Origin of the sequence: Kitasatospora sp. NPDC048715, assembly GCF_043198905.1 — a bacterium.
GTDB lineage: Bacteria > Actinomycetota > Actinomycetes > Streptomycetales > Streptomycetaceae > Kitasatospora > Kitasatospora lactacystinica.
The window spans coordinates 91,570-115,323 of sequence record NZ_JBICVH010000023.1 but is presented as its reverse complement, the minus strand read 5'-3'; the positions used below and the strand labels follow the sequence as shown (position 1 = coordinate 115,323).

Annotated in this window: 18 protein-coding genes; 3 read left to right on the top strand and 15 right to left on the bottom strand. The window is 74.4% G+C overall.

Features of this window, described 5'->3' with window-relative positions; genetic code table 11:
• Positions 1-19 precede the first annotated feature (19 nt).
• From ACGFSC_RS36265 to ACGFSC_RS36200, 14 genes are all read right to left on the bottom strand, one after another.
• Positions 20-6,253 carry a DUF4157 domain-containing protein gene (locus ACGFSC_RS36265; protein ID WP_359900786.1) on the bottom strand — a complete coding sequence of 2,078 codons (6,234 nt, stop codon included), beginning with the start codon at positions 6,251-6,253 and terminating at the stop codon, positions 20-22.
• Positions 6,250-6,630 (bottom strand): hypothetical protein, encoded by a 381-nt coding sequence (locus ACGFSC_RS36260; RefSeq protein ID WP_359900789.1) that lies wholly within the window; start codon positions 6,628-6,630, stop codon positions 6,250-6,252. The genes ACGFSC_RS36265 and ACGFSC_RS36260 overlap by 4 nt, the downstream gene beginning before the upstream one ends.
• Positions 6,621-8,600, bottom strand: coding sequence for an ATP-binding protein (locus ACGFSC_RS36255; protein WP_359900792.1), 1,980 nt, complete (start codon positions 8,598-8,600; stop codon positions 6,621-6,623). Before ACGFSC_RS36255 ends, ACGFSC_RS36260 begins: the two co-directional genes overlap by 10 nt.
• A 20-nt stretch (positions 8,601-8,620) precedes the next feature.
• The gene (locus tag ACGFSC_RS36250) at positions 8,621-9,889 is read right to left on the bottom strand and encodes a DUF4255 domain-containing protein (protein ID WP_359900795.1); all 1,269 of its coding nucleotides are present in this window, start codon (positions 9,887-9,889) and stop codon (positions 8,621-8,623) included.
• A gap of 37 nt (positions 9,890-9,926) precedes the next feature.
• Positions 9,927-10,625 carry a hypothetical protein gene (locus ACGFSC_RS36245; RefSeq protein ID WP_359900798.1) on the bottom strand — a complete coding sequence of 233 codons (699 nt, stop codon included), beginning with the start codon at positions 10,623-10,625 and terminating at the stop codon, positions 9,927-9,929.
• The gene (locus tag ACGFSC_RS36240; protein ID WP_359900801.1) at positions 10,618-11,349 is read right to left on the bottom strand and encodes a hypothetical protein; all 732 of its coding nucleotides are present in this window, start codon (positions 11,347-11,349) and stop codon (positions 10,618-10,620) included. Before ACGFSC_RS36240 ends, ACGFSC_RS36245 begins: the two co-directional genes overlap by 8 nt.
• 11 nt (positions 11,350-11,360) lie before the next feature.
• Positions 11,361-11,885 carry a phage tail protein gene (locus tag ACGFSC_RS36235; protein ID WP_049649365.1) on the bottom strand — a complete coding sequence of 175 codons (525 nt, stop codon included), beginning with the start codon at positions 11,883-11,885 and terminating at the stop codon, positions 11,361-11,363.
• A gap of 7 nt (positions 11,886-11,892) precedes the next feature.
• Positions 11,893-13,740 carry a phage tail sheath C-terminal domain-containing protein gene (locus ACGFSC_RS36230; protein WP_359900804.1) on the bottom strand — a complete coding sequence of 616 codons (1,848 nt, stop codon included), beginning with the start codon at positions 13,738-13,740 and terminating at the stop codon, positions 11,893-11,895.
• 187 nt (positions 13,741-13,927) lie between these two features.
• Positions 13,928-14,371, bottom strand: a complete 444-nt coding sequence (locus tag ACGFSC_RS36225) for a hypothetical protein (RefSeq protein WP_359900807.1) — start codon at positions 14,369-14,371, stop codon at positions 13,928-13,930.
• Positions 14,372-14,390: 19 nt separating this feature from the next.
• Positions 14,391-16,124 (bottom strand): peptidoglycan-binding protein, encoded by a 1,734-nt coding sequence (locus ACGFSC_RS36220; RefSeq protein ID WP_359900809.1) that lies wholly within the window; start codon positions 16,122-16,124, stop codon positions 14,391-14,393.
• A gap of 497 nt (positions 16,125-16,621) precedes the next feature.
• Positions 16,622-17,017 (bottom strand): hypothetical protein, encoded by a 396-nt coding sequence (locus ACGFSC_RS36215; RefSeq protein WP_359900812.1) that lies wholly within the window; start codon positions 17,015-17,017, stop codon positions 16,622-16,624.
• Between the two features lie 177 nt (positions 17,018-17,194).
• Complete coding sequence (locus tag ACGFSC_RS36210) at positions 17,195-18,100, bottom strand: 2-dehydropantoate 2-reductase (protein ID WP_359900814.1); 906 nt, start codon at positions 18,098-18,100, stop codon at positions 17,195-17,197.
• A 61-nt stretch (positions 18,101-18,161) separates the two neighbouring features.
• Positions 18,162-18,890, bottom strand: a complete 729-nt coding sequence (locus ACGFSC_RS36205; protein ID WP_359900817.1) for a hypothetical protein — start codon at positions 18,888-18,890, stop codon at positions 18,162-18,164.
• Positions 18,887-19,108: a hypothetical protein gene (locus ACGFSC_RS36200; RefSeq protein ID WP_359900820.1), complete on the bottom strand. Its 222-nt coding sequence runs from the start codon at positions 19,106-19,108 to the stop codon at positions 18,887-18,889. Before ACGFSC_RS36200 ends, ACGFSC_RS36205 begins: the two co-directional genes overlap by 4 nt.
• A gap of 174 nt (positions 19,109-19,282) precedes the next feature.
• Here ACGFSC_RS36200 and ACGFSC_RS36195 point away from each other — a divergent pair, with 174 nt between their 5' ends.
• The 3 genes from ACGFSC_RS36195 (at position 19,283) to ACGFSC_RS36185 (ending at position 22,920) form a co-directional block, all read left to right on the top strand.
• Complete coding sequence (locus tag ACGFSC_RS36195; protein WP_392864656.1) at positions 19,283-20,047, top strand: ABC transporter ATP-binding protein; 765 nt, start codon at positions 19,283-19,285, stop codon at positions 20,045-20,047.
• A gap of 5 nt (positions 20,048-20,052) precedes the next feature.
• Positions 20,053-21,444 (top strand): ABC transporter permease, encoded by a 1,392-nt coding sequence (locus tag ACGFSC_RS36190; RefSeq protein ID WP_359900823.1) that lies wholly within the window; start codon positions 20,053-20,055, stop codon positions 21,442-21,444.
• Between the two features lie 162 nt (positions 21,445-21,606).
• Complete coding sequence (locus ACGFSC_RS36185) at positions 21,607-22,920, top strand: sensor domain-containing protein (protein ID WP_359900826.1); 1,314 nt, start codon at positions 21,607-21,609, stop codon at positions 22,918-22,920.
• Positions 22,921-23,016: 96 nt separating this feature from the next.
• Here ACGFSC_RS36185 and ACGFSC_RS36180 read toward each other — a convergent pair whose 3' ends face one another.
• On the bottom strand, positions 23,017-23,685 hold the full coding sequence (locus ACGFSC_RS36180) for a response regulator transcription factor (protein WP_359900828.1): 669 nt from the start codon (positions 23,683-23,685) through the stop codon (positions 23,017-23,019).
• Positions 23,686-23,754: the final 69 nt, after the last annotated feature.

Here is a 23,754-nt window from a genome sequence, read left to right as displayed (position 1 = left end):
GGTCGATCACCTCGGGGAGCTACTTCAGTCCGTACAGGTGGAAAAGCTTTTCGCGGATCCGGCCCTTGAGTTGTTCGAGAGTGGTGATCTCGCTTCCTTTCTCGGTCTTGATGTCAAGGGACTTGATCCACATCTGGATCACCAGGATTTCACGGTTGGCCAGCCCCTGGACGTTCTTTCCGTTGAAGGCCTTCTCGCTCGTGTCCGCACCCGATTCACGCTCCTTCGCGCGCTGCCGGTCGAGCGTCCTGGCCTGCTCCATGGCACCTCCCCCCTCCATCGGGAGGTACTTCAGTGCCTCGGCGACGGGCATCGCCTCGCCTCGGTGGACCCGCAGGCCGGGGAGGCTGGTCTTCGGGTCGGCGGTCGGGGCGACCCCGGAGACCCGGCTGCCCTCGGCGGCCATCTGCAGCAGCATCCCCGAGTGGATGATCGACCGCTCGTTCCGGTGGACCTCCTTGCCCATGATCAGGCTGCCGAGGAAGGCGGCGTCGCGCCCCACCTGGCCGTCGACCCGGCCGCCGGCGGCCATCGTCCGGACCCCCTCGACCACCTCGCGGTTGTGGTCGGGGTCGTTGAGGATCCGTTCGGCGATGCCCTCCTTGAACGTGCCGGCACGGTTCTTGCGGCCCCGGTAGCGCAGATGCTCCTCGGCCTGGCCGTTCTCGTGCTGCCGCTTGATCACGGCCCGCTGGAGGCGCTGGGCGCTCTCGACCGCCCGGAGGCTCTCCTGCTCCTCCTTGTCGGCACCGGCCGCGATCCGCTTCTGCTGGGCGTTCCGCATCTTGTTGGTCTCGCGCAGCACGGTGTGCGTGACGGCGGCCGGGGTCCGGTCGGGCCCGTCCTCGAACTCGAACACGTCGTGTGCGCTCTCGTTCGTGTACTCGAAGCCCGCCATGCTCGGGCCCTGATGGTTCATGAACCGGGCCATGGAGGCGAAGCCGACTCCCTGCGGGACTCCGAACCGCCGTTGGTCCGCCGCGGAATCGTCGTCCTTCCGGTGGATCCGATTCGCACCGCTGACGGTCCGGGAGTGGTCCAGGATCTCGGCGGACAGCTCGTCGAGCATCGCCAGCAGGTCCCGTTCGTCCAGGGTGAGCGCGTCGGTGAGCTTCACCTGCGGATTGAGGGTGGCCGTGACGGCGAAGTTCCTGTCGCCCTCGATGCCCAGGCTCGACAGCCGGTACCACGTGCGCATCGCGGCGAGCAGCGCCCGCAGCACCGGGCCCCGGACGCCTCGGTGGAGCAGGCGCTGGATCCGTGGCCGGATGCGGGCGGCGATCAGGTCGAGGCGGTTCTGCTTCGCCTGCGGCGAGTTCTCGTGGGCTCGGCGCTGGGCGCGTTGCTGCTGGCGCTTCCGCTGCCAGGCACCCAGGCGGTCGCGCTGCTTGCGGTAGGCGTCGCGGAGCCTGTGCGCGCCGTTGGTGAGGGCGCGGCCCAACTTGCTGTTGAGGAGCTTGCGGCCGAGGGTGCGGGCGGCCGTCCGCACCCGGTTGAGGGCGGCCTTGACGGTCTGGCGGGAGGCGTTGAGGGCACGGCCGACGGGGGAGACGGGGTGGCGGCGGGAGGCGGGCCTCGGGCGGGCGACCTCGCGGCGGGGGCGTCCGGAGGTGGTCGACGGGTGGTGCTCCGCGTGGCGGACGGTCTGCCGGGCGGGACCCGTTCGCGCGGGGCGGGTGCGGCCGGGGGAGGGCCGCTCGCGCAGGGACCGGGTGGCCCGGCGCAGGCCCGCCCGGGCCTTGTTGACGGCCCGGCCGGCCGTCTTGCGGCCGCCCCGGCCGGCCCTCGCCAGGCCCTTGAGGATCTTCTGCGCGATCCCCTTGAGCTTGGTCCCGACCGCCTTGCCGGCCCCCTTGAGCTTGCTGAGCAGGAAGTTGGAGATGAAGTCCAGCAGCGCGACCACGCCCGCCGCGACCGCGTCGGCGAACAGGCACGCGGCCGAACCGGACTTGACCGCCTTGAGGAAGGTGACGAACTTCCCGATCGCGGCGACGATCTTGCTGATGGTGTTCCACGCCGCCACCAGCCCCTGGATGATCGCCATGATCGCGCCCGCCGCCGGCACGATCAGCGACACCAGCTTCTCGATCACGATCGAGACGATCATCCCGGGCAGCGAGGCGACGATCGCCTGCCAGGCCATCCGCCCGATCTGGGCCATCGAGATGCAGCCCTTGACCAGCACGTTGACGATGGTGGAGGTCAGGCCGACCACCGACTCGACCTTCTCGTTGAACCACTGCTTGACCGCGCTCTTGATCGCACCCCACAGGTAGTGCTGGATGCCGTCGATCGCGGCGCTGCCGAGTTTCTTCAGCCAGCCGCCCGGGTCGGAGGCGATGTCGCCGATCAGGACCGCGAACTCGCCGAAGACCGCGATCGCCTTCTGCACGAAGTCGATGGCGTCCATGACGGTCTTGCGGACCGCCTCGATCGCGGCCTTGAGTCCCGCCTCCAGCGCGTTGATCAGCGCGTTCAGCCCGGCCGCCAGCAGGTCGAGCAGCTTGTTGACGGCGTTCTTGAGCTTGTCCGCCCACTCGTTGACCTTGGCGACGGCCTTGTCGCGCCACTCCTCGATCTTCTTGCGGAACCTGTCCCGCAGTTCGGGGAAGGCCGCCAGCAGCACGTCGCAGATCCTGATCAGCGCGTCCGCGAGCTTGTCGATCAGGTCGACGGCGAACTTCCGCGCCTGGTCGATCGCCCAGTTCGCGAACTTCCGGAAGCCGTCGATGATGTCGTTGATCAGGCCGCGGAAGAAGTCGAAGACCTTGGTGACCGCCTCGACCAGCGCGTCGAAGGCCGCCTTGACCTTGGACTTGACCCAGCCCCACCAGCCCTCGGACTCCTCCTTCTTGCGGTCCTTCTCCTTCTGGGCCTTCTCCTCGGCCTCCTTCCGCTTGTCCTGGATCTTCTGGTTGTCCTGCTGCTGACGGTCCTGGACGTCCTTGTCGGCCTCGGTGCGCTTCCCGCCGATCTGTTCGGTCCTGTCCTGGTGCTCCGCGGCGGAGTCCTGGTCCGCGGTGGAGACCTTCCGGTCCTGCTCGGTGCGCCACTGCTCGCGCTCGGCCCGGACCCTCTCCGCGGCCTCGCCCCGCTCGCCGGCCTGGGCCTCGGCGTTGTCGGCCACCGCCTGGTCGGTCTCGGCCTGGTTCTGCCGCCGCGCCTCGGCCTCGCCCTGCTTCCGCTCGGCCTGGGCGGAGCCCAGTCGACCCTGCCCTTGGCCGACCGCGGCCTGGATCTGCGGGCCGCGTTCCTGCTGGGTGACGATGCCGATGCCCGGCTTGGTTTCGGTCGCGCCGCGCGCACCGGCGCCCCCGCGCCCGCGGCCGCCCCCGGGGACGGAGGCGGTGAGGGTCTCCTTCGGCACGTCCGGGTAGATCCGGTCCTCGCCCATCGGCTTGGCGGCGTCCTCCCGGCCGACGCCGAGGATCCTGGTCGAGCTCTCCTTGAGCTTCGTGGCCTGCCGGTCGGTGCGCGCCGGGTCGCTCTCCCCGGTCAGCTCGACCTTGGGCGCCGGGCCGACGGTGGTGTTCAGCGCCGGGTCGGACGAGGGCACGCCGTCGACCGCGACCTGGGCCTGCTGGACCTCCTGCGGCGAGACCTGGTTGCCCGGGTCGTCGGCGACGTGCGGCGGGGCGACCCGGTCGCCGGGGTTGCGGCCCTCGACCTTCTTCTCCTCGGCCCGCTGCTGCTCGCCGTCCGCGCCCGGCGGGCCGACCCGCTCCAGCCGCTCCGTCACCGCCTCGGCGGGCGGCGCGGCCTCGGGCGTGCCGGACCGGGTCTGCGGGGCTCCGGACGGGCGCCGGACGGTCGGCGGGGCGGCCTGAAGCCGGGCCCGCTGCTCGCCGACCGTACGGTCCACCGAACCGTCCACGCCGTCCAGGGTGGTGGCCATCCGATCGGGCGGCAGGCTCGCGGCGGTGGCGAGCGCGCTCTGCGGGTCCTGGCCGGAGACGTCGGGCGGGACGGGCTTCTGCTCCTGCTGGGCCGGGGCGCCCGCCGCGCCGCCCCCCGCTGCGCAGCCACCGGCTCCGGCACCGTCCGGTTCCGCCTCGGTGGTGGGCTGCTGCGGGCCCGCGCAGGCGCCGCCGCCGGACTCCAGGGAGGCGTCCGGGGCGGGCCGGCCGGCGAGTCCGGCGGGCGCCTCGGCCTGCTCGGCCGCCGGACCGGGGGCGGTCTCGGCGGCGGTCCCGGGGGAGTCCGCGCCGGGTGCCGCTTCGGGCCCGCCGGTGTCCGGACCGGCGCCGTCACCGCCCGGGCCGTCCCCGCCGACCGGCCCTGCCGCGGTGGGCGCGGCCGTGCGCTCCGCGCCGCCCGGCTCGGGCGAGCCGGCCGGTTCGGGGGCCGGTCCGGCCTCGCGCGCCTCCTCGGCAGGGGTGTCGGGCCGCTGCGGTTCCACCGGGGCGGGCTCGGCGGCGGCCGGCGCCGGGGCGGCCGGGTTCGCGGTGGCTTCGGGGCCGATCTCCTGCTCGACCGGCTGTTCCGGCTGGAGGTCGCGGGCGCTGCGGTCCTCGGCCTCGGGGGCGGGGGCCGGTTCGGGGGCGGCCGGCGGTGCCGCCCCGGGCTGCGCCTGCTCCGGCGGTGCCGCCGCAGGCTCCGCGTCCTCCTCCGGCCGGGCGTCCCGCTCGGCCTGCACCTGGTCGGCCTTGGTCGCGGGCGGTTCCGGGAACTCCGGGGCGTCGGCGTTCCCGGCCGGAGTGCCGTCCGGTGACAGGCTGATCCGATCGGCTGTCGGGACGGCCGACATGTCGAGGTCGGATGAGGGCAGGAAGTCCTCGGGCGAGATCTCCGGCCCGGCGTCGGCTGACGCCGGCTGCCGGTCCTGCTCCTTGCCCGGTCCGTCCTGGACCTCGGACTCCGCGTCGGGTTCCATGCCCAACGGCCGTTCCTCGTCCGGGGTTTCGGCCTTCTCGTGGTCTCCCGCCAGCAGCCCGTGCCGAGCCAGTGGACCGTCCTCGGCCCGGGCGACCGCGTCCAGGCGCTCGGGCTTGACCGGCGCGGGCTGCGGCAGCGGACGGGCGGCGGGGTCCTGCGGCTTCGTACCGGCCGAGGGCTGGGCGGCGGGGTCCGGCTGCCCGGCTTCGGGAGAGTCCGGTGCGACGGCGGCCACGGGCTGGGCGGCGGCCTCCTCGGCCGGCGCGGGCGACTGCTCCGGGCCCGCGTCCGGGGCCGCCTCGGCGGTCGACGGCTGCGCCTGCCCAGGAGGCTGGGCCTGATCGGCCCGCGGCTGCGCGGCCTCGGCCTCCGGGGGTGGCGCCTGCTCTTCGTCCCGCCGTTCGTCCTGCTGCTCGCCCCGCTCCTCCGGGCGTTCCGCGTCACCGTGACCCTTGCGGCGCCCGCGCCGCCCCTTCGGGCCGTCCGGCTGCCGTGCCTCCTCGTCGAGTTGCCGCTGCCGGTCCTGCTCGCCGCGGTCCTTCCGGTCGGTCCGCTCGCGGTCGTCGGTGGTCCGGTCGGCGGCATCGGTGACCGGTTCGGGCGTCTGCGCGCCGTCCGGGTCGGCCGGGCGGTGCTCGGCGGCCTCGACCAGCTCCAGTACCCGGGTGTAGTCCGAGGAGGGCAGCCGGATCTCCAGGCGCTCCAGCACGGAGGCCTGCAACTCGGGGGCGAAGCGCGCGAGTTGCCAGCGGACCCGGCCGGCGGAGTCGGTCGGGTCGCCGCGCAGTGAGCGCAGGATGCCGGCCGCCAGCCGGTCGACCAGGGTGGCCGGGTCGAGCCGCTCGGCGCGGAACCGGTCGGCGTCGACGGTCGCGTAGCGCAGCCACCCCGGCGTGGCACCCGGCGTCGCCGCCGTCGGCCGGTCGTCGCGCGCGCCGTGCTCCGCCTCCCGCTCGATCGCGTCCTGCGGCAGGCTGACCGCGCCCAGGTCGCGGCCGGCCCGCAGCGCGCCGAGCGGGTTCGGGACCTGGACGGTGTGCAGCAGCTCGTGGGTGAGCAGCCGCCGGCCGTCCTCGGCGGCGGGCCGGTACTTGCCCTCGCCGAAGAAGAGGTCCGGGCCGACGGCGACGGCGTCCGCGCCGATCAGCTCGGTCAGCGCGGCGGAGTCCCGGTCGGTGTGCACCCGGACCCGGCTGAGGTCGTGCCCGAGCCGCGCCTCCAGCTCCCGGCGCACGCCCGGGTCGAGCGGCTGGCCGGCGCCGGAGACGATCTCCTTGGGCTCGGGCGTACGGGCCTTCGGCGCCCGGGTCCTGCGCCGGGCCGCGCCCCGCTCGGTGTCCGGTGCGGAGTCCTTGGTCGCGAGGGCGGGTCGAGTCATGTCCGCCCCCGTCCCGGCGGCCGGCCACCGCCGGACAGCCCGGCGTGCACGGCGCGGGCGAGCGCCTCGCCGAGCCGCTGCGGTGAGGCGCCGGCCGGGAGCGGCGGCAGCCCGGAGAGCAGGTCCAGCGTGCGGTCGCCGCCGACCGCGAGCGGCACGCCGCGCGCCTCGACCAGGCGGGTCAGTTCGCTCCGGAACGCCGCCGTCAGCCGGTCGTGGTCGACGTGCGCGAAGCCGTCGAGGACCAGCTCGCCGATCTCGACCTCGATCCGCCCGGCGCCCCCGTGCCCGGGCTCGGCCCGTTCGGCGCCACCGGGCTCGGCCCCGTTCCGCCCGGCGCCGTCCCTCCCCGTCGCAGCCCCCTCGGTCAGATCCATCCGCCGACCTCCGAGGGCGTCAGCGAGCGCTCCAGCTTCAGGTACTCGGTGCGAGCGGCGGCCAGCAGGTGCCGCATCTGCATCGGACAGTCCTCGTCGGCGGCCAGGAAGGCGGCGGACAGCGCGATGTTGCGGATGGAGCCGCCGGCCACGGTGAGCTGGGCGAGCCGCTCCGGGTCGAGGCCCTGGCTGGGGGTCTCCTCGGGGATGACCCGGCGCCAGATCTCGGCGCGCTCCGGCACCCCGGGGAACGGGAAGTCGACCACGAACCTGATCCGCCGCATGAACGCCGGGTCCAGCGCCTTCTTCATGTTGGTGGTGAGCACGGCCAGGCCCCGGTAGGCCTCCATCCGCATCAGCAGGTAGCTGACCTCCAGGTTGGCGTAGCGGTCGTGGCTGTCCTTGATCTCGCTGCGCTTGCCGAACAGCGCGTCGGCCTCGTCGAACAGCAGCAGTGCGCCGCCGCGTTCGGCCGCGTCGAAGACCCGTCGGAGGTTCTTCTCGGTCTCGCCGATGTACTTGCTGACGACCTGCGAGAGGTCGATGACGAACAGGTCCACGCCGAGCTGCCCGGCGACGACCTCGGCCGCCAGCGTCTTCCCGGTGCCCGACCCGCCGGCGAACAGCGCGGTGACGCCGAGGCCGCGGCGCAGCACCGACTCGAAGCCCCACTCCTGGTAGACCGTGCCGCGCCGGCGGACGTGGGCGACGATCTCGCGCAGGATCGAGCGCTGGCGCTCCTCCAGCACCAGGTCCTCCCAGCCGGCCCGCGGCTCGACCCGCCGGCCCAGCTCCTCCAGGGACATCCGGGCCTCCGTCAGACCGGCGTGCCAGGCCAGCGGGCCGATGTCCCGGCCGTCCTCGGCCGCCCGCCGCGCCGTCGCCGCGGCCGCGCGGATCACATGGCCGGGCAGCGAGAACTGCGCGGCCAGCGCGCGGATTCCGCCCTCGGTGACCCCCGGCGCACCGTCCAGTTCCGCGGCCCAGATCGCCAGCTGCTCCTCGGGGCCGAGCGCGGGTACGGCCAGCCTGGCCCGGTCCGGGGCCCCCTCCGCCGGGAGCTCGTCGCCGGAGACGACCAGCGGCACCGCCAGGCTCGCGAGGAAGGCCTCCGTGCCGTTCGGGGACCGCGGGTGCTGCCGGCCCGGCTCGCCGCCCTCCACCAGGAGTGCGGCCGGGATCAGGATCGCCTCCCGCTGCCACAGCCGGGCGAGCTGCTCGCGCTCGGCGGGCTCGGTGGGCAGGTCCTCGCGGTGCGCGGCGTAGAGGCCGAGCCCGGCGCGGTGGGCCGCCGCCGCCGCGATCTCCCAGCGGGTGCGGCGGTCGGCGCCGGTCAGTTCGGTGTGCGGCGGGCCGGTCAGCCCGGCCGCGGTCCACCCCAGGGCCAGCTCGGCCGCGCACCGCTCGTGGGGCTCGGGCAGCTCGCCGGGCGGCCCGACCCGGGTGAGCAGGCCGTGCAGCCGCACATCCAGGTACGGCACGCCGACCAGGAAGTGCAGCACCCGCTCGTCGATCCGCAGCCGGGAGGTGGTGAGTGCGGTCTCGTCGTCCAGCTCGACCAGCCGGAAGCGGCGCAGCGGGCCGACCGGGGTGAGGGCGCTCCAGTGCGGCTGGTCCAGGGCGGCGAGGGCGAGCGAGAAGGTCGGGTGGGCGCGCCCGGGGTCGCCGCCGGCCGCGGCGCACCGGGCGGCGGCGGTGGGGTCGATCACGGCAGCGGCGGCCAGCACGAGGACGTCGCGCTCGAAGGGGGTGAGCCCGAAGGAGGCGCTGAGCGCGTCCAGGGCGGTGGTGGGCTGGCGCCGTCCGCCCCGGCGGCCGGTGGGCTGGTCGGACGACGCGGGGTCACCCGCGTCGCGGCCGGCCGCGTGCGCGTCGACGCGGTCGAGCACGGCGGCGACCGCGGCCGACAGCGCCTGCCGGTGCGGCTCGTCCGCCGGGCCGTCGCGGCCCTGCCTTCGACGCGTGCTCATCCGGGTCCCCCGTCCTGCGGTCAGTGCGTCAGGTCCACGACGGGACCGTTGAACGATCCGTCGCTCGACACCGTCAATTCGCTGGGCACGCCGTCCACCTGGACCCGGGCCAGGTACGCGGTCGGGCGCACGCCGACGACCGGCACCCGGACCTCGTACGGGTCGGTGCGCGGTTGCGGCGGTGCGGGCGCGCGGAACTGGTGGCTCGCCCCGCGCCGCCCGGCGGGCGGGTGCAACTCGTCCAGCAGCAGCAGGACCTGCTGGTCGTCCCGGAGCGGCAGGTCCAGCCGGACGTCCAGCCGGGCCGAGACCCCGGAGGGTCCGTCGGCGCGGTCCGCCGTGCCGATCGGCCCGTCGATCCGCGGCTGCCGGGCGAAGGTCTGCGCGTTGGACTCCAGCGCGAGGTGGTCGGCGGCGGGCCTGCCGTCCAGCGCCAGTCCGTGCAGCACCTGCACCGGGTACACGCCGGGCGGCAGGTCCTCCGGGACGGCGACCACCAGCCGGTCGTCCCGGACGCCGCCCGGGTCGACCGGCACCCGCCGCTCGCCCAGCCGGGCCACGACCAGGTCGGCGCGCAGGCCGGTGCCCTCCAGCACCAGTTCCCGGTCCTTGGTCACCGGCCCTTCCCCGGGAGCACCGGGGGACCCGGCGGGCCGGGACAGCACTCGCTCCACGACCGGCCCGCGGGACGGCACGGCCCGCACGGTACGGCGCAGCACCGGCTTGCCGGCCACCGGATCGACCCTGCCCTCCACGAGGACGGCGGCGGCCTGGTAGGTCACGGACAGCGCGTACGGCGTCTGGAGCAGCGTGCTCCACAGCTTGGACAGCTCCTCGACGTCCATCGTCGTGGGCGTGAAGCGCACCCGCTGCGGCGAGGCGGCCAGGTCCGTCCCCACCAGGAACGGCTGGGCGGCTGCCTCCTCGATCAACTGCCGGGACAGCACCGGCTGTTCGGTCAGTGCCCGGACCACGCAGCCGAGCAGCCGCTGGCCGACCAGCTGGGACTCCTCGCCGTAACAGCTGATCAGGTAGTGCAGGTCCAGGGCGGCGGCCGGCCGGGCCAGCACCGTGCCGTCCGTCGCGCGGGTGGGCGCGTCGCGGTTGCGCAGCGAGGCGTTGGCCGTGACCTGGTAGAGGAAGACGGTGATGGTCGGGTCGGTGGGCGGTTCGGTCGGCGGCTTGCGGGCGCCGACCTCGACCGCGAACGGGATGTCGGGCGAGAGCGCTCGGGTGATGAGCTGCCGCAGCGCCTCGCTCACGGTGGCGATCGCGAGGTGGTTGCTCACGGGCCCGTCCCCTCGGTCATGTGCCGCACCCGCCCGCTCATGAGGTCTCCCGGTCGAGGTACTTGTCCAGGTCGAGGGCCGGGCCCGGGCGGGCGGCCGCCGGCTTGGGCGGTCCGGCCGGGGTGCTCCGGGCGGCCGTGACCTCGACCCGCCCGATCCGGACCTGTACCACCCGCTCGACCGGCCGCTGCCGGCGTCGGGCCCCGGTCCCGTGCGCCTGGCCCGGAGCAGCTGCCCCGGCGGCCCGCCGTACGGACGCCAGTGCGGCGGCCGGCCGGGCCGGTGCGGGCGGTGCCGCGGTCGGCGGCTCGGGGGCGGCCGCCAGGTGCCGTGCGGTGACGGGCGTCGGTACGGCTGCCGGGCGGGCGGCCTCCCTCCGCACCGCCGGCTCGACGGCCGGTGCGGCACCGGGGGTGACCGGCGGCGCGATCAGCAGCGGCGTGCGCGGCAGCGGAAGGACGGGTGCGACAGCCGGCCTGTCCTCACCGACCACCGCCCGCAGCGTCCTTTCGACCGGCGCCGCGGGCGGAGCCGCCGGCGGCCGGGGGAGTGGCACGGGAACGGGTCGTCCGTCCGAGCGGCCCGGCCCGAACGACTCCTCGTCCACGACCGGCGGCGCCGGAGCGAGCGCGTCGAGCCGTTCGAACGGCCCCGGCAGGCGCGGGCGCACCCGTACCCCGGTCCGGTCCCCGCCCGGGCCGCCCTTCGCCACCAGGCGGTCGAAGTGGTCAGGCATCTGCACACAGCTCCAGGTAGTAGCGGCGCCGCAGTGGGCTGAGCGCCAGGATCTCCGCCTCGCTCCAGCCGTAGGCGGTGGCCAGGAGGTGGACATGGAGCAGGGTCGCCCGGGCCCAGTCGTCCAGCTCCTCCCAGAGGTAGGAGGCGATGTCCAGCTCGGCGAGGGCCTGCTCGCCGCACTCGGGGCAGCCGAGGTGCAGCCGGACGTCGGCGCAGGGGTCGGCTGCGGCGGCGGCCTCGGCCACGCGCCGCTGGACCGGTTCGGGGAGCTGCCGGGCGGCGACCGGCTCCCCGCCGTGCTCGGCGATCAGCACGCACCGCTCCAGCACCACGGCCCTGGCCCGGTCCGCGGGGGCCTGTTCGGCGGCGGCCAGATCGCCGGGGGTGGGCAGCCGGAAGCCGACCTGCCAGCCGTCCAGCTCCACCCGCAGCGGGCCGTCCGCCGGCCGCGCGGCACCGACCACCTCCCCGGAGTCGAAGGCGAACTCCATCTCCTCCGCGCAACTCGGGCAGCTGACCCGCACATTGAGCCGTTCGCCGAACAACTCGGCGCGCAGGCCGTACAGTTCGGCGTCCCGATGGCCGAGCGGAACGGCCAGCAGCTCCTCCGTCCCGGCGCCCGGACGGGCGACGGCGTGCAGCAGCAGGGCCCGCCCGGTGCGGCCGGCCGCCAGCCCGGCCTCCCAGGCTGCCAACAGGGCGGCCTCGCCTGCGAGTTCCATCGGTCGGCCGCTCAGGCCGGCTGCTGGAACGAGGGCTCTTCCGGTTCGGGCGTCTCCTCGTCCCGCTCCCAGCCCTCCACTTCCAGCTTGAGGCTCTGGATCGCCACCGCGTTGGCGTTGGCGTCCAGTTCGCCGAGCACCTGGTACTCACTCGGCCAGGCGCGGTACAGCTTGTGGGCGACCGCCACCTGCCCGGCCTCGTTGAGCACCTGGATCACCAGGTCCTTGCGGAAGTCCCGCAACGAGACCTCCGCCCCGCGGCCCGCGCCGACCATCCAGACCTTGTTGGCCCAGCGGTCGAACTCCGGGTCGTGAGTGACCCCGCGCTCCAGGGTGACCGCCTCGAAGTCGGTGCGCCCCGGCGACTTGCGCGGCGCGCTCGGATCGCCCCCGCTGCGGTGCTTCACCACCTCGGTGGTGCGCTTGAGCGGGCTGATCTTGCTGATTCCGGCGACGACCCGACCGTCCCAGACGACCAGGAACTTGAAATTCTTGTACGGATCGAACCGGTGCGGATTGACGGTGAACTCGACCATGGAGATCCTAAACCTCGAACTGTCCGGCGAGCTGCTCGATCTTGACGATCACGAATTCCGCGGGCTTGAGGGGCGCGAATCCGACCACGACGTTCACCACACCGCGATTGATGTCGTCCTGCGTGGTGGTGTCCTTGTCGCACTTGACGAAATAGGCCGAGCGCGCCGACGTGCCCTGGAACGCGCCCTGCTGGAACAGCGAGTGCAGGAACGCGCCCACGTTCAGCCGGATCTGCGCCCACAGCCGCTCGTCGTTGGGCTCGAACACGACCCATTTGGTGCCGCGGTAGAGGCTCTCCTCCAGCATCAGCGCCAGGCGCCGCACCGGGACGTACTTCCACTGCGAGCTGAGCGCGTCGGCGCCCGCCATGGTCCGCGCGCCCCAGGCCACCGGGCCCACCACCGGGAACGTCCGCAGGCAGTTCACCGCGAGCGGGTTCAGCAGGCCGTTCTCCCGGTCCGTCAGCGGGACGGTCAGCGCGCGCACCCCGGGCAGTCCGGCCTCGGTGCCCGCGGGCGCCTTCCACACGCCCCGCTGGCCGTCGGTGCGCGCCATCACGCCGGCGATGGTGCCCGACGGCGGGAAGCTGCGCAGCCGGCCGGTGAGCGGGTCGACCAGCTCCAGGTGCGGGAAGTACAGCGCGGCGTGGTCGCTGCGCACCGAGTCGAAGGCGGACAGGCCCGCCCGGGCGGCGTCCAGAGTCGTCCACGCCTGCGGCGAGTCGACGATCAGGAACATCCGCTGCTCCGCGCAGAGTGCCTGGGCGGCCGAGACGACCGTGACCGCGTCGTCCACGCTGGCGTAGCCCGCCAGTTCCGGCAGCACCAGCAGGTTGACGTCCGGCACGTCGCGCAGGGCCTGGATGCCGGTCTTGCCGGCCTCGCTGCCGATCAGGTCGGTCATGCCGGGGGCCGCTCCGTCCTGGCCGCCGGCGAGGGCGAGGACCGGCGGGTTGACCGAGCCCTCCAGCCCGAGGTTGTTGGCGGCCTCACCGAGGAAGCGCACCACGTCGGCCGGGTCGGTGGAGCCGGCGACGACCTGGAGCTGCCGCCCGAACACGCTCACCCGGGTGCCCGCGAAGGCCCGCTTGCCCGGGGCGTCGGGCAGGGCCCGCAGCTTGCGCTCCAGCAGCAGGGCGAGTTCGGGGACGGTGGTCGGCGCGGTGCCGTCCGCGGCCGGGTCGTAGATCTTGACGGTCCGCGAGACGTCGGCGATCTTCACCTGGATCTCGTGGGTGAGGTCCGGCAGGGTGGCCGCGAAGGGCTTGGAGACGGTGCCCACCGGGTCCGGCCGGCTCTCCGCGAGCACCTTGACCCGGACGACGGTCGAGCCGCTGTTCACCACCGTCTCGGCGAACCGGGGGCTGGCGGCCCGGACCGACAGGTCCGCGAAGGACTCCCGGACGGCGCCGGAGGTGTCGAAGACCTGGAGGTTGAAGGTCTCGGCCGGGGTCGGCGTCCGGTAGTCCACGGCGACCCGCAGCCCCCCGCCCCAGAGTCCCGGCTCGACGGCCGTGACCTCCAGGGCCGGGGTGGCGGTGGAGGACTGCGTCGAGTTGAGCGTGACGCCCGCGGCGGCGCCGGTGCCGGCCGCCGCGACCCGGACCACGACCCCGACCGAGCCCCCGTTGAGGAAGAACTGCTGGACGGCGTAGCTGACCGGGCTCTGATCCGCGAGTCCGCCGAAACGGCGTTCGAAGTCCGCGAAACTGGTGATGGTGACCGGCTGGTCGAGCGGGCCGCGCCGGGTGGCCCCGACGAAGGCGGTCACCGAGGTGCTCACCGCGGTGATGGTACGGACGCCGCTGGGAAGCTCTTCGATGTAGACGCCCGGATAGGTCGGTGTCGTCGGCAAATTCCCCCTCCGTTCACTTCGTGCATCAAGAGGCCGTGGAATGGGATCCGGATGCATTGGTGGCAGGCTCAGTCTCAGATTCAGGTGACAATTCGTCAAGACCTGAACGTGAAAGGCTAATTGTATTACTGGGCCTGATTTCGGGGTTGCGGAATATGGTGGTCCGCAACCCTTGTGCGGGTGCCCGTCAGCCGCCTTCGGGCAGGTTCCGGTAGTCGGGTCGGGCCGGCGTGGGGTCCGGCGGCGTCGCTGCGGGCGCGGGCGCGGGCGTGGGTGCTGGTGCGGGCGTGGGTGTGGGCTCCGGTGCTGGTGCGGGCGCCGGTACGGGTGCGGGCGTGGGTGCGGGTGCGGACGGCGCAGGCGTAGGTGCGGCGGGTGCGGGTGCGGGCACGGGGGCCGGCGGCTGGTAGGACGGCGGCCGGGCGGCCCCCAGGAACCAGCCCCAGCTCGCGCCGAACCGGTGCTCCAGGAACCGGAACGCGGCGTAGTAGACCGTACCGAAGCCGGTGACCAGGGCGGAGGTGACGGAGGCGTTGTCCAGGTGGATGCCGAGCCGCGCCGCCTGCACCACGAGGAACGCGACGATGTAGGGCACGCACGTGCGCCACAGGGACAGGGCGAGTTGGTACATCTGTCCTCCTCGGCCGGTGTCAGCCGACGACGGTGAAGCCGTGCGCCTGGCCGAGCCGGGTAAGCGAGTTGATGCCGGGTATGCCGTCCGCCTGCTGCCCGCTGTACCCGTACCGGCGCTGCAACTCGGCGTAGGCGTCGACGGTCTTCGTGCCGAACGAGCCGTCGGCCCACTGCCGGTCGAGCAGCCCCTCGGCGACGAGCGCCCGCTCCACCGTGTACACCTCGTCCGGGTACGTGGTGGCGCCCTGGGCCGCGTCCGGGTCCTGACGGGCCGCCGCGACCACCCTCGACTTCGACACCTCGGCGAGCGGGACGGCCCCGCCGAGCAGCCGGCGCAGCGAGGCCTCGCCGGGCACGCCGTCCGCGTCCCCGCCGGAGTAGCCCAGGCTGCGCTGGAAGTCGGCGTAGTTGAGGGTGTCGGCGTCGGTCCAGTCCGGGCCGGGGCCCTGGGTGTAGTGCGAGCCGAAGTCCGCCGCCACCAGCGCCTCGCCGACGAGGGTGACCTGCGGACCGTGGGCGCCGTAGCCGTACGGCAGGCCGCCGACGCTGTTCCGGTACCGGGCCGGGGTCGGGTCCGGCTGGGGCGCGGGTTGTTGGGGCGGGGTGACCACCGTGCCGGAGGGGCGCGGCGCACCCGACGTCACCCAGGCGTACAGCGCCGGGCCGGGGCAGTCGGTCGAGTAGCCGTCCTGGTGCCCCTTGATCTCCGGGCCCGCCGGGCCCTGCTGCTCGCAGTACTCGATCGCGTCCCGCAGCCCGTTGAGCTGGTCCGGGGTGGGCACGGTCGAGCCGGAGGCGCCGACCAGTCCGCACACCGCGTAGTGCGCCTCGTTGAGCGGGACGTCGCCGTTGGCGCTGTTGCGCCGGTTCAGCCCGCGGCCCTCGAACACGTGGCCGTGCTCGCAGACCACGAAGCTGTAGCCGATGTCCGACCAGCCGTCGTCGTCCATGTGCGAGGCCTGGAGGCGCCGTACGTAGGCCGGGCAGGTGTCGTGGCTGTCGAAGGTGTACGCCGTGCCGAGATAGTGCACCTTCACTCCGGCGCGCGGACCGGCGTACGGGATCGAACCGTTGGGCTCGCGCCAGGGCTGCGCGCCCCACTGGTCCCGGGGCACCAGCTGGAGCCCCGGCCAGTCGGGCTGCTGCGGCCCCGGGGTCGGGGTCGGCGCGGGAGGCTCGGGGTCCGGGGTCCGGCCGGCGCCGGCCCACGCCCGCAACTCGTCCAGCGAGCCGTTGAACACGTCCGCGTCGAGCGGGTCGTCGCTGTACTGGTGGAAGCGCCAGGACGCCTGGATCCGCGGCGAGCCCGCGGGCACGTAGTCCGCTATCCACAGGAAGTCACCGGCATTGTCGTCCGTCCGGAACCAGTAGTCCCGGTTGGTGTAGAGCCCGACCAGGCGGTCCGGGTAACGCTGCTTGACCGCCGCCAGCCACCGGTTCTTCGCCTCGGTCGCGTCGCCGTCGCCGACCGACTGTCCGTACGGCTCGAAGTCCAGCACCAGCAGCTCGCCCGCGGGCACTTGCCCCACGACCCGGCAGAAGTGCTCCACCTCACCGTCGACCGGGTTCTCCGCGTGCAGGAAGTGGTAGTGCCCGACCACCAGCCCGCGCCCCCGGGCGTCCGCGAGCTTGTCGGTGTACCCCGACTGGCCGGTGTGGCCGCCTTCGGTGGCCTTGATGAAGACGAATTCCGCGTCCCCCGGGATGCCCGACTGGAAGTCGGAGACGTCATAACCCTTCGCGTATGCCATCAGGATGCTCCCCCTTTGCGCCGATGGCAGCCACGGCCGACCGGCCCCATCCCCCGGGGCGCCGACGCCGGCCAGAGCGTCATGTTCACTCCACATGACAACTGACTGAGCGTCAACTCTCTTGATTTGAAGGTGTTCTGTTGATTCTGCGGGCCTCCTGCGAGTGGTCCGTTCGGCAGACCTGTGCCACTGGCACATTTGCCGGACGACACGCCGAAGCGAGGGTGTTCAGAGGGGCCTGTCCGGTGGTCAGGGGCGCGTGGTCGGGCCGGCCGGGGTGGGAGCGGGTGCGGGGCGGTCCTGGATGCCCTGTCCCGTCAACGGGTGAGCCCTGCGCATGCCGTGGCAGCGGCGCGGGTGGCCGGCGCTCGTGAGCGATGCGGCAGGGTCCGCGACGGTCTGCAAGCCCATCGCGCTCCCGGCCGGGCTGTGTGCCGGGCCGGGAGCGCGATGGAGCGGGCGGCGGGCGTGCGGGAACCGGGAAGCGCGCCGGCGTGTCAGGAGTCGGCGCACGCCTTCCCGATGTCGCCGGCGGCGTCGGTGATCGGCTTGAAGTCGGGCTGTTTGCCCTTGGAGACCCGGTCGATCGCGTCGTTGACGGCCTTGGCCAGCCGGTCGGCCGCGGGGTCGATCTTGTCCCCGCCGTCCCGGCGGATCTTCTTGGCGTCGTCGGCGACCTTCCGCAAGGCCTCGACGGTGTGGTTGCGGCGGCTCTCGTCGGTGATCTGTCCCACGTTGATCGCCGAATCGGCGAGGTCCTGGACGTCGCCGGTGAGGCTGATCGCCCGCTTTCCGCAGTCCAGGGCCTTGTCGGCGTCGCACGCGGCGAACAGTGGGGCCGCGAGGAGCAGCGCGAGCGTGGTGGCGGCCAATCGGTACGGCTTCCTTGTCATGTCTCTATCCCTCCCGCCGTATCAACGCCGTTCCGCCGTGCGGAGGTTCCGGAAGACCGGGTGAACCGTTGGGAAAGCCTTTGCTCACCGTGGAAGGTGAGGTTCCGTCATGTGAGGGCAGGCGAGCGGGCGTTCACCCCACGGGCGCCGTGCGTGGGGTGAACACCTCTCCCGGTCCTACCGGTCGGCGGACCCGGACAGCTCGCGCACCAGGCGGGCGATGGTCGGGGCGGCCACGGCGTGGGCGTCGGCCGCCCGCAGCACGGCGCCGCCGATGGCGTCCAGCTCGGTCGCCCGGCCGGCCTCCACGTCGCGCTGCATCGACGACTTCATCGCCGCGGGGAGGCGGTCGAAGGAGGTGAGCAGCGCCTGGGCGTCCGCCGGCGCGCCGACCGCCCGGGTGACGGCGGTGATCTCGTCCAGCACCGCGAGGAGTTCGGCCCGGTGCTCGGTGCGAACGGCGCCGATCCCGCTCGCGTGGCGGGTGGTGAGCAGGGCGAACGGGGCGAGGAAGGAGAGCTTGCCCCACAGCATCGCCGTCTCGTCCTCGCGCAGCGTCACGTCCAGCCCGGTGTGGCGCAGCCGTTCGGCGAACCCGGCCACGGGGGAGGCCGGTTCGGCGGTCGCGCCGAGCTCGACGGCGGCGAACGGACTGGTGTGCTCGATCCTCCCGGGCGCCGTCCGGGTGGCCTCGACCCGGATCGTGCCGGCCACCACGCGCCCGGCCGGGTAGCGTTCGCGCAGCAACGCCATGTGGTCCAGGCCGTTCAGCAGCGGCACCACGATCCCGGTGTCGAGCACCTCCGGGGGCATCCGGTCGAGGGCGGCGGCCAGCGCCGTCTCCTTGACCGTCACGAAGGCCGCGTCGACCGGCTCGCACAGCTCGGTCGCGGCCTCCACCCGGGCGGTGAAATCGCCGAACCGGCCGCTGCGGACGTGCAGTCCGTCCCGCCGGACGGCGGCCGCGGTCTCCTCGCCGGCCAGGCAGACGACCCGGTGGCCGTCGCGGGCGAGCAGCCCGCCGATCAGTCCGCCGACGCCGCCCGGCCCGAGGACGGCGACGGTCAGAGGGGTGGTGGTCATGGTGACTCCCGTGGGTGGGGGTGGGTGGGTGAAGGAGGGGGAGGCGGAGGGGCGGGCCCGGCTACGACGCCTCCCAGAAGAACCGGCCCTCCAGGCCGTCCGGGCTGAGGAAGCCGAAGCCGTTGCCGTAACCGAAGTTGAGGAAGTACGGATCGCCCTCGTCCGGGGCGTCCGCGAGGGCGAAGAGGTACTGCCAGGGCGCCGGGACCCGGGCCCGGCCGTTCGCGTAGGACGGGTCTCCGCCGAGGTGGTCGTACACGTGGTCGCCGTCCGGGAAGGGCACCTCGGGGCCTTCGTCGCGCCGGTACCGCTGGAAGGCGGCCCGCTGGTCCATCGCCCGGTCGACGTGGTCCGACAGCGGCACCACGTCCAGGTGGTACTCGACGGGGGTCCGCTCGCCGTCGGCCTCGCAGCGCCAGAGCGTACGGCCCTGGGTACCGGGCGGGCCGATCACGGCGAACGGCGGGATGCGCCCGCCCGGCTGGACGAGCAGCAGGCCGTCGCCCCGCTCCGGGTCGAGGCCGCCCATGATCTCGCCCTCCTCCTCCAGGAAGAGGTACGCCAGCCGGCCGGGCTCGCCCGGGACGGGGAACTGCCCGATGAACACCAGCGGTTCGCCGGTGGTGGGGTCGAGCGGCCAGGTGGGCTCGGCCAGCCAGTACGGCTCGCCGCCGAGCTTGGGGACCGGTGCGGTGATCGGTCGCTCGGCCGGGCGCGGGGACAGCCGGCGGCGGGGCAGGTAGGCGGCGTCGTGCGGACCGGTGGCGGTGCCGGTCGGGAGGGGGATCATGCGGCGGCCTCGGTGGGTGCGTCGTGCTCGGTGGGTGCGTCGTGCTCGGTCGGTGCGCAGTGCTTGGTCGGTGCGCAGTGCTTGGTCGGTGCGTCGTGCTCTGCGGGGGCGGGGAGGGGGAGGGGGAGGGAGCCGGAGGAGAACGGCTCCTCTCGGTGCGGCTCGCGGCCCGGGGCGGGCAGCCGGAGGACGCGGTCGGGCAGCAGGTCGATGGTCACCGGATCATGATTCCCCGTCGGGCGGATTCGACGGGAGGCGGGGTGGGGACGGGCGGAAGAGGCCCGAGGGGGCGTAGCACCACCTGCGGGGTTCGGTTTTCCGAACCCCGGATTCGGGTGCCAGCACAATCGATCTCCCGGCCCCGGACGCCCACGATGGAGGGCATGAACGGGATGACGACAGCCGCCACCACGGCGGCGAACGACGGGATGACGGGCGCGGCCCTGAGCGCGGTCGAGCTGCACCGGGAGTACGGGCGCGGCGCGGCGGCCGTGCGGGCGCTGCGCGGGGTGTCGGTGGGCTTCGCGCCGGGGACGTTCACGGCGGTGATGGGGCCGTCGGGATCCGGCAAGACCACCCTGCTGCACTGCCTGGCCGGGATGGACCGCCCGACCAGGGGCACCGTGCGGTGGGGCGACACCGAGGTGTCCGGGCTGCCCGAACGGCGGCTCGCGGAGCTGCGCCGCACCCGGGTGGGGTTCGTGTTCCAGGCCTTCAACCTGATGCCCGCGATGACGGTCGCGCAGAACGTCGAGCTGCCCGGGCGGCTGGCCGGGCGGCCGCCGGAGCGGGGCGCGGTGCGGGAGGCGCTGGCCAGGGTCGGGCTGGCCGGGCGCGAGCGGCACCGGCCCGGGCAGCTGTCGGGCGGTCAGCAGCAGCGGGTGGCGATAGCCCGGGCCCTGGTCTCCCGGCCGGAGGTGCTGTTCGCCGACGAGCCGACCGGCGCACTGGACCGCGCCACCGGGCAGGAGGTCCTCGGCCTGCTGCGCGCCGGCGTCGACGTCGACGGACAGACCTGTGTGATGGTCACCCACGACCCGGTCGGCGCCGGGTACGCGGACCGGGTGCTGCTGCTCGCCGACGGCCTGCTGGTGGACGAGCTGATCAGGCCGACGGCCGCGCAGGTCGGCGAGCGGCTGAGCCGGTTGGGCGGGTGAGCGCCGTGAGCAGTCCCGTGCTGAGCCTCTCGGCGGGGCAGATCCGCCGCCGCCCGGCCTCCTTCGCCGGGCTGGGAACGGCGCTGTTCCTGGCGGTGGCGGCGGTGACGCTGTTCGGGTCGCTGGTCGCCGCGCAGGTCACGGCACCGGCCGCGGTGTCGCGGACGACGGTGTCCGGGCCGGGCCTGGTGCTGATCGCCGGCGCGTTCGGCGAGATCGCCGTCCTGGTCGCGCTGTTCGTCGTGGTCAACGCGCTCGGCTTTACGCTGCGCCAGCAGCACCGGGAGCTGGCGCTGCTGCGCACCGTCGCGGCGACGCCCCGTCAGGTCCGCCGGGTGGTGCGCGCGCAGGTGGTGGCGACGGCCCTGCTGGTGGCCGTGCCGGGCGGCCTGGCGGGCTTCCTCGCGGCCCGGGCCTTCCTCGCCGCGCTCCAGCGGCGCGGCATGGCGGCACCCGGGCTCCGCATACCCGGGGCGCCGGTGCCGGCGCTGGTCGGGTTCGGGGTGGCCCTGCTGGTCGGCCTGGCGGCCACCGCGGTCGCGGCCCGCCGGATCACCCGGCCCGCCCCGGCCGTCGCGCTGACCGAGGGCGCGGGCGGGCCGCGGCGGACGGGCGCGCTGCGGGTGCTCGCCGGGGTGGCGGTGCTCGCCGGCGGCGGGTTGCTGCTGCGACTGGCCGCGAGCCGGCCGGCCGGAGAGCTGGACAAGGCGGGGCAGGCCGCGCTGCTCGGCTCGCTGGTGCTGCTGGTCGCGGTCGGACTGCTGGGGCCGGTGGCGGCGAAGGGCCTGGCGGTCGTGCTCGGCGCCCCGGCACGGGCGCTCGTGCCCAGGGCCGGCTGGCTGGCGGACGCCAACCTCCGCGGCTACGCGGCCCGGCTCTCCTCGGCCGTGGTGCCGGTCGCGCTGCTGGTCGGGCTCTGTGGCACCATGCTGACCCTGACCAGCACCGCGGAGCACGTGGCCCGGGCGACGGGTGCCGAGACCAGCGTCACCAAGGAGAGCGACATCTGGCTGCGCGAGATGGAGCTCGGACTGCTGGTCTGCTTCGCGGCGGTCTCCACGGTCAACACCCTGGTGGCGCTGACCGCCGAGCGGCGCCGGGAGTTCGCGCTGCTGCGCCTGGTCGGGGCGACGCGGCGGCAGCTGTTGCGGATGCTCTCCGTGGAGGCGGCCCTGACCACGGCGATCGGGGTGCTGCTCGGTGCGGCGGTGGCGGCCGTGGCGTCGGGGGCGTTCAGCCTGGCGGTGACGGGCTCGGTGGTCCCGGTGGTGCCGGGCGCGGCCTGCGCCCGGGTGGTGCTGGGCGCGGCGGTGCTCACGGTACCGGGGATCGTGGGCACGGGGCTGTGGGCGGTCGGCGGCTCGGCGGTGGCGTCGACGGGCGGGGAACGGCGGTGAGACGAGGGAGGCCGAGGCGGGCGTCGACGGTGGGCGGGCCGCTGGGTCGGTGCCGTGGTGGTTCGAAGGGCCGTCCGGTTTGAGGGGCAGGTGGGTGCGGTGGCTCCGGAGGTGCCTGGTGGATGCTGGAGGCCGGTCGGAGGGTGAACGGTGAGGTGGACGGTGGCTGAGCGGTGGCGGTACCGGTCGGTGAGCGGCGGCGAACTGGCCTTCGCGGTGCTCGGGTTGCCGCTCGGGGTGCTCGGCGGGGTGTACGCCGTCGCGGTCCTCTACGCCGGGGCGCTGCTTTCGCTCACCGTGCTGGGCCTGCCGTTCGTGGCTGCCGCGCTGCTCGGGGCGAGGCGGCTCGGCGGGCTGCACCGGTGGCTGGTCGGGCGGCTGCTCCGGGAGGAGGTGCCCGCGCCGCCGCCGTTGCCGCGCCCGTCCGGGGTGTTCGCCCGGGGCCGGGCGATGCTGACCGACCCGGTGGCCTGGCGGACGCTGCTCTACCTCGTGTTGCGGTTGCCGCTGGGCGTGCTCGGGTTCCTCGCCGTGGTCGTGCTGCCGCTCGGCAGCGTCTGGCTGGTGGGCTTTCCGCTCTGGGTGCGGATGATGGAGCCGGGCCCGCGGTCGATCGGCCTGCTGGACCTGGGAGCGGTCCCGATCGGCCTCGCGGTGCTGGCCGTCGTCCCCGCCGCGGTGCGCGCCCTCGGCGGAGCGGACCGCACGCTCGCCCGCGCCCTGCTCGGGCCGGTGCGCTCGCAGCAGCGGGTGCGTCAGCTGGAGAACGCCCGGGCCACCCTGCTGGCCGAGAACACCGACCGGCTGCGGCGCCTGGAACGCGACCTGCACGACGGCACCCAGGCACAGCTGGTCGCGCTCGCCATCACCCTGTCACTCGTCGACGACGTCCTGGCGGCGGGCGTCCCCTCCGCGGGCGGACCGGCCGGGGGTGCTCCCACCGAGGGTGTTCCCACCGGGAGTGTTCCCTCCGCGGGTGGACCGGCCGGTTCGGGCGGGCCCGACCTCGGGCGCCTGCGCACCCTGGTCGACCGGGCCCGTGCGCAGACCGACGACACCATCGTCGGCCTGCGCCGGCTGACCCGGGGCATCCACCCGGTGGCACTGGACGGCGGGTTGGCCCAGGCCCTGCCGGGGCTGACCGCAACCTCTCCGGTGCCGGTCGACGTCCGGCTGGACCTGCGGGAGCGTCCGGAGGAGGTGATCGAGCGGGCCGTCTACTTCTGCGCGGCCGAGCTGTTGACCAACGTGGCCAAGCACAGCGACGCGCGGTCGGCGGAGCTGACCGTGACCGCGGCCGACGGGAGGGTCCGGCTGACCGTCCGCGACGACGGGCGCGGCGGCGCCGCGATCGGCGCGGGCACCGGCCTGGCCGGCCTGGCCGAACGGCTCGCGGCGGTGGACGGGACGCTGCGGGTGGACAGCCCGCCCGGTGGGCCGACGGTGGTCGGTGCCGAGTTGCCCGGCCGGCTCTGACGGGGGCACGGGCATTGCCTTCGGGGCCATCGCCCTCCGGGGCTGCTGGCCTCGGGGTCGCCGGCCTGGGGGCGTCGCCGTTCCGGGTCCGTCGACTCAGGAGGCGCCGCTCTCCGCGAGGTAGGCGAGCACGGCCTTGACCCGCCGGTTGTCGGCGTCGGTCGCGGGCAGGTCGAACTTGCCGAACACGGCGGCCACATGCTTCTCCACCGCCCGCTCCGAGACCGTCAGCAGCGTGGCGATCGAGCGGTTGGAGTGCCCCTGCGCCATCAGCTCCAGCACCTCCCGCTCGCGCGGGGTGAGCGCGTCCACCCGGCTGCGCCGCCCGCCGTGCATCAGGCCGTTGACGATCTCCGGGTCGAGGGCCGTGCCGCCCGCGGCGACCCGGTGCAGGGCGTCCACGAACTCGGAGGTCCGGGCCACCCGCTCCTTGAGCAGGTACCCGATGCCCGCTGCGCCGGCCGCCAGCAGCCGGGCCGCCCAGACGGTCTCGACGTGCTGGGAGAAGACCAGGATGCCGACCTCGGGCAGGGCGGCCCGGATCTCCACCGCGGCCCGGATGCCCTCGTCGGTGTGGGTGGGCGGCATCCGGATGTCCACCACGGCCACGTCGGGCCGGTGCTCGGTGACGGCGGCCACCAGCTCGGGCGCCGTACCGGCGGTGGCGACCACCGCGCACCCACGGGCGGTGAGGAGTTCGACCATGCCGTCCCGGAGGATCACCGAATCCTCGGCGAGGACGACGCGGAGCTGATTGTCGATCATGCCGTCATTATCCGGCTCTCCGTTCCCGGGAAATCCTTCAGTCCAGACTGGACAGTCCAGACTGATGAA

Coding starts and splice junctions, on each gene's coding strand:
- ACGFSC_RS36265 (WP_359900786.1), bottom strand. CDS start 6,253: ATGACTCGACCCGCCCTCGCGACCAAGGACTCCGCACCGGACACCGAG.
- ACGFSC_RS36260 (WP_359900789.1), bottom strand. CDS start 6,630: ATGGATCTGACCGAGGGGGCTGCGACGGGGAGGGACGGCGCCGGGCGG.
- ACGFSC_RS36255 (WP_359900792.1), bottom strand. CDS start 8,600: ATGAGCACGCGTCGAAGGCAGGGCCGCGACGGCCCGGCGGACGAGCCG.
- ACGFSC_RS36245 (WP_359900798.1), bottom strand. CDS start 10,625: ATGCCTGACCACTTCGACCGCCTGGTGGCGAAGGGCGGCCCGGGCGGG.
- ACGFSC_RS36240 (WP_359900801.1), bottom strand. CDS start 11,349: ATGGAACTCGCAGGCGAGGCCGCCCTGTTGGCAGCCTGGGAGGCCGGG.
- ACGFSC_RS36235 (WP_049649365.1), bottom strand. CDS start 11,885: ATGGTCGAGTTCACCGTCAATCCGCACCGGTTCGATCCGTACAAGAAT.
- ACGFSC_RS36225 (WP_359900807.1), bottom strand. CDS start 14,371: ATGTACCAACTCGCCCTGTCCCTGTGGCGCACGTGCGTGCCCTACATC.
- ACGFSC_RS36220 (WP_359900809.1), bottom strand. CDS start 16,124: ATGGCATACGCGAAGGGTTATGACGTCTCCGACTTCCAGTCGGGCATC.
- ACGFSC_RS36215 (WP_359900812.1), bottom strand. CDS start 17,017: ATGACAAGGAAGCCGTACCGATTGGCCGCCACCACGCTCGCGCTGCTC.
- ACGFSC_RS36210 (WP_359900814.1), bottom strand. CDS start 18,100: ATGACCACCACCCCTCTGACCGTCGCCGTCCTCGGGCCGGGCGGCGTC.
- ACGFSC_RS36205 (WP_359900817.1), bottom strand. CDS start 18,890: ATGATCCCCCTCCCGACCGGCACCGCCACCGGTCCGCACGACGCCGCC.
- ACGFSC_RS36195 (WP_392864656.1), top strand. CDS start 19,283: ATGACGACAGCCGCCACCACGGCGGCGAACGACGGGATGACGGGCGCG.
- ACGFSC_RS36180 (WP_359900828.1), bottom strand. CDS start 23,685: ATGATCGACAATCAGCTCCGCGTCGTCCTCGCCGAGGATTCGGTGATC.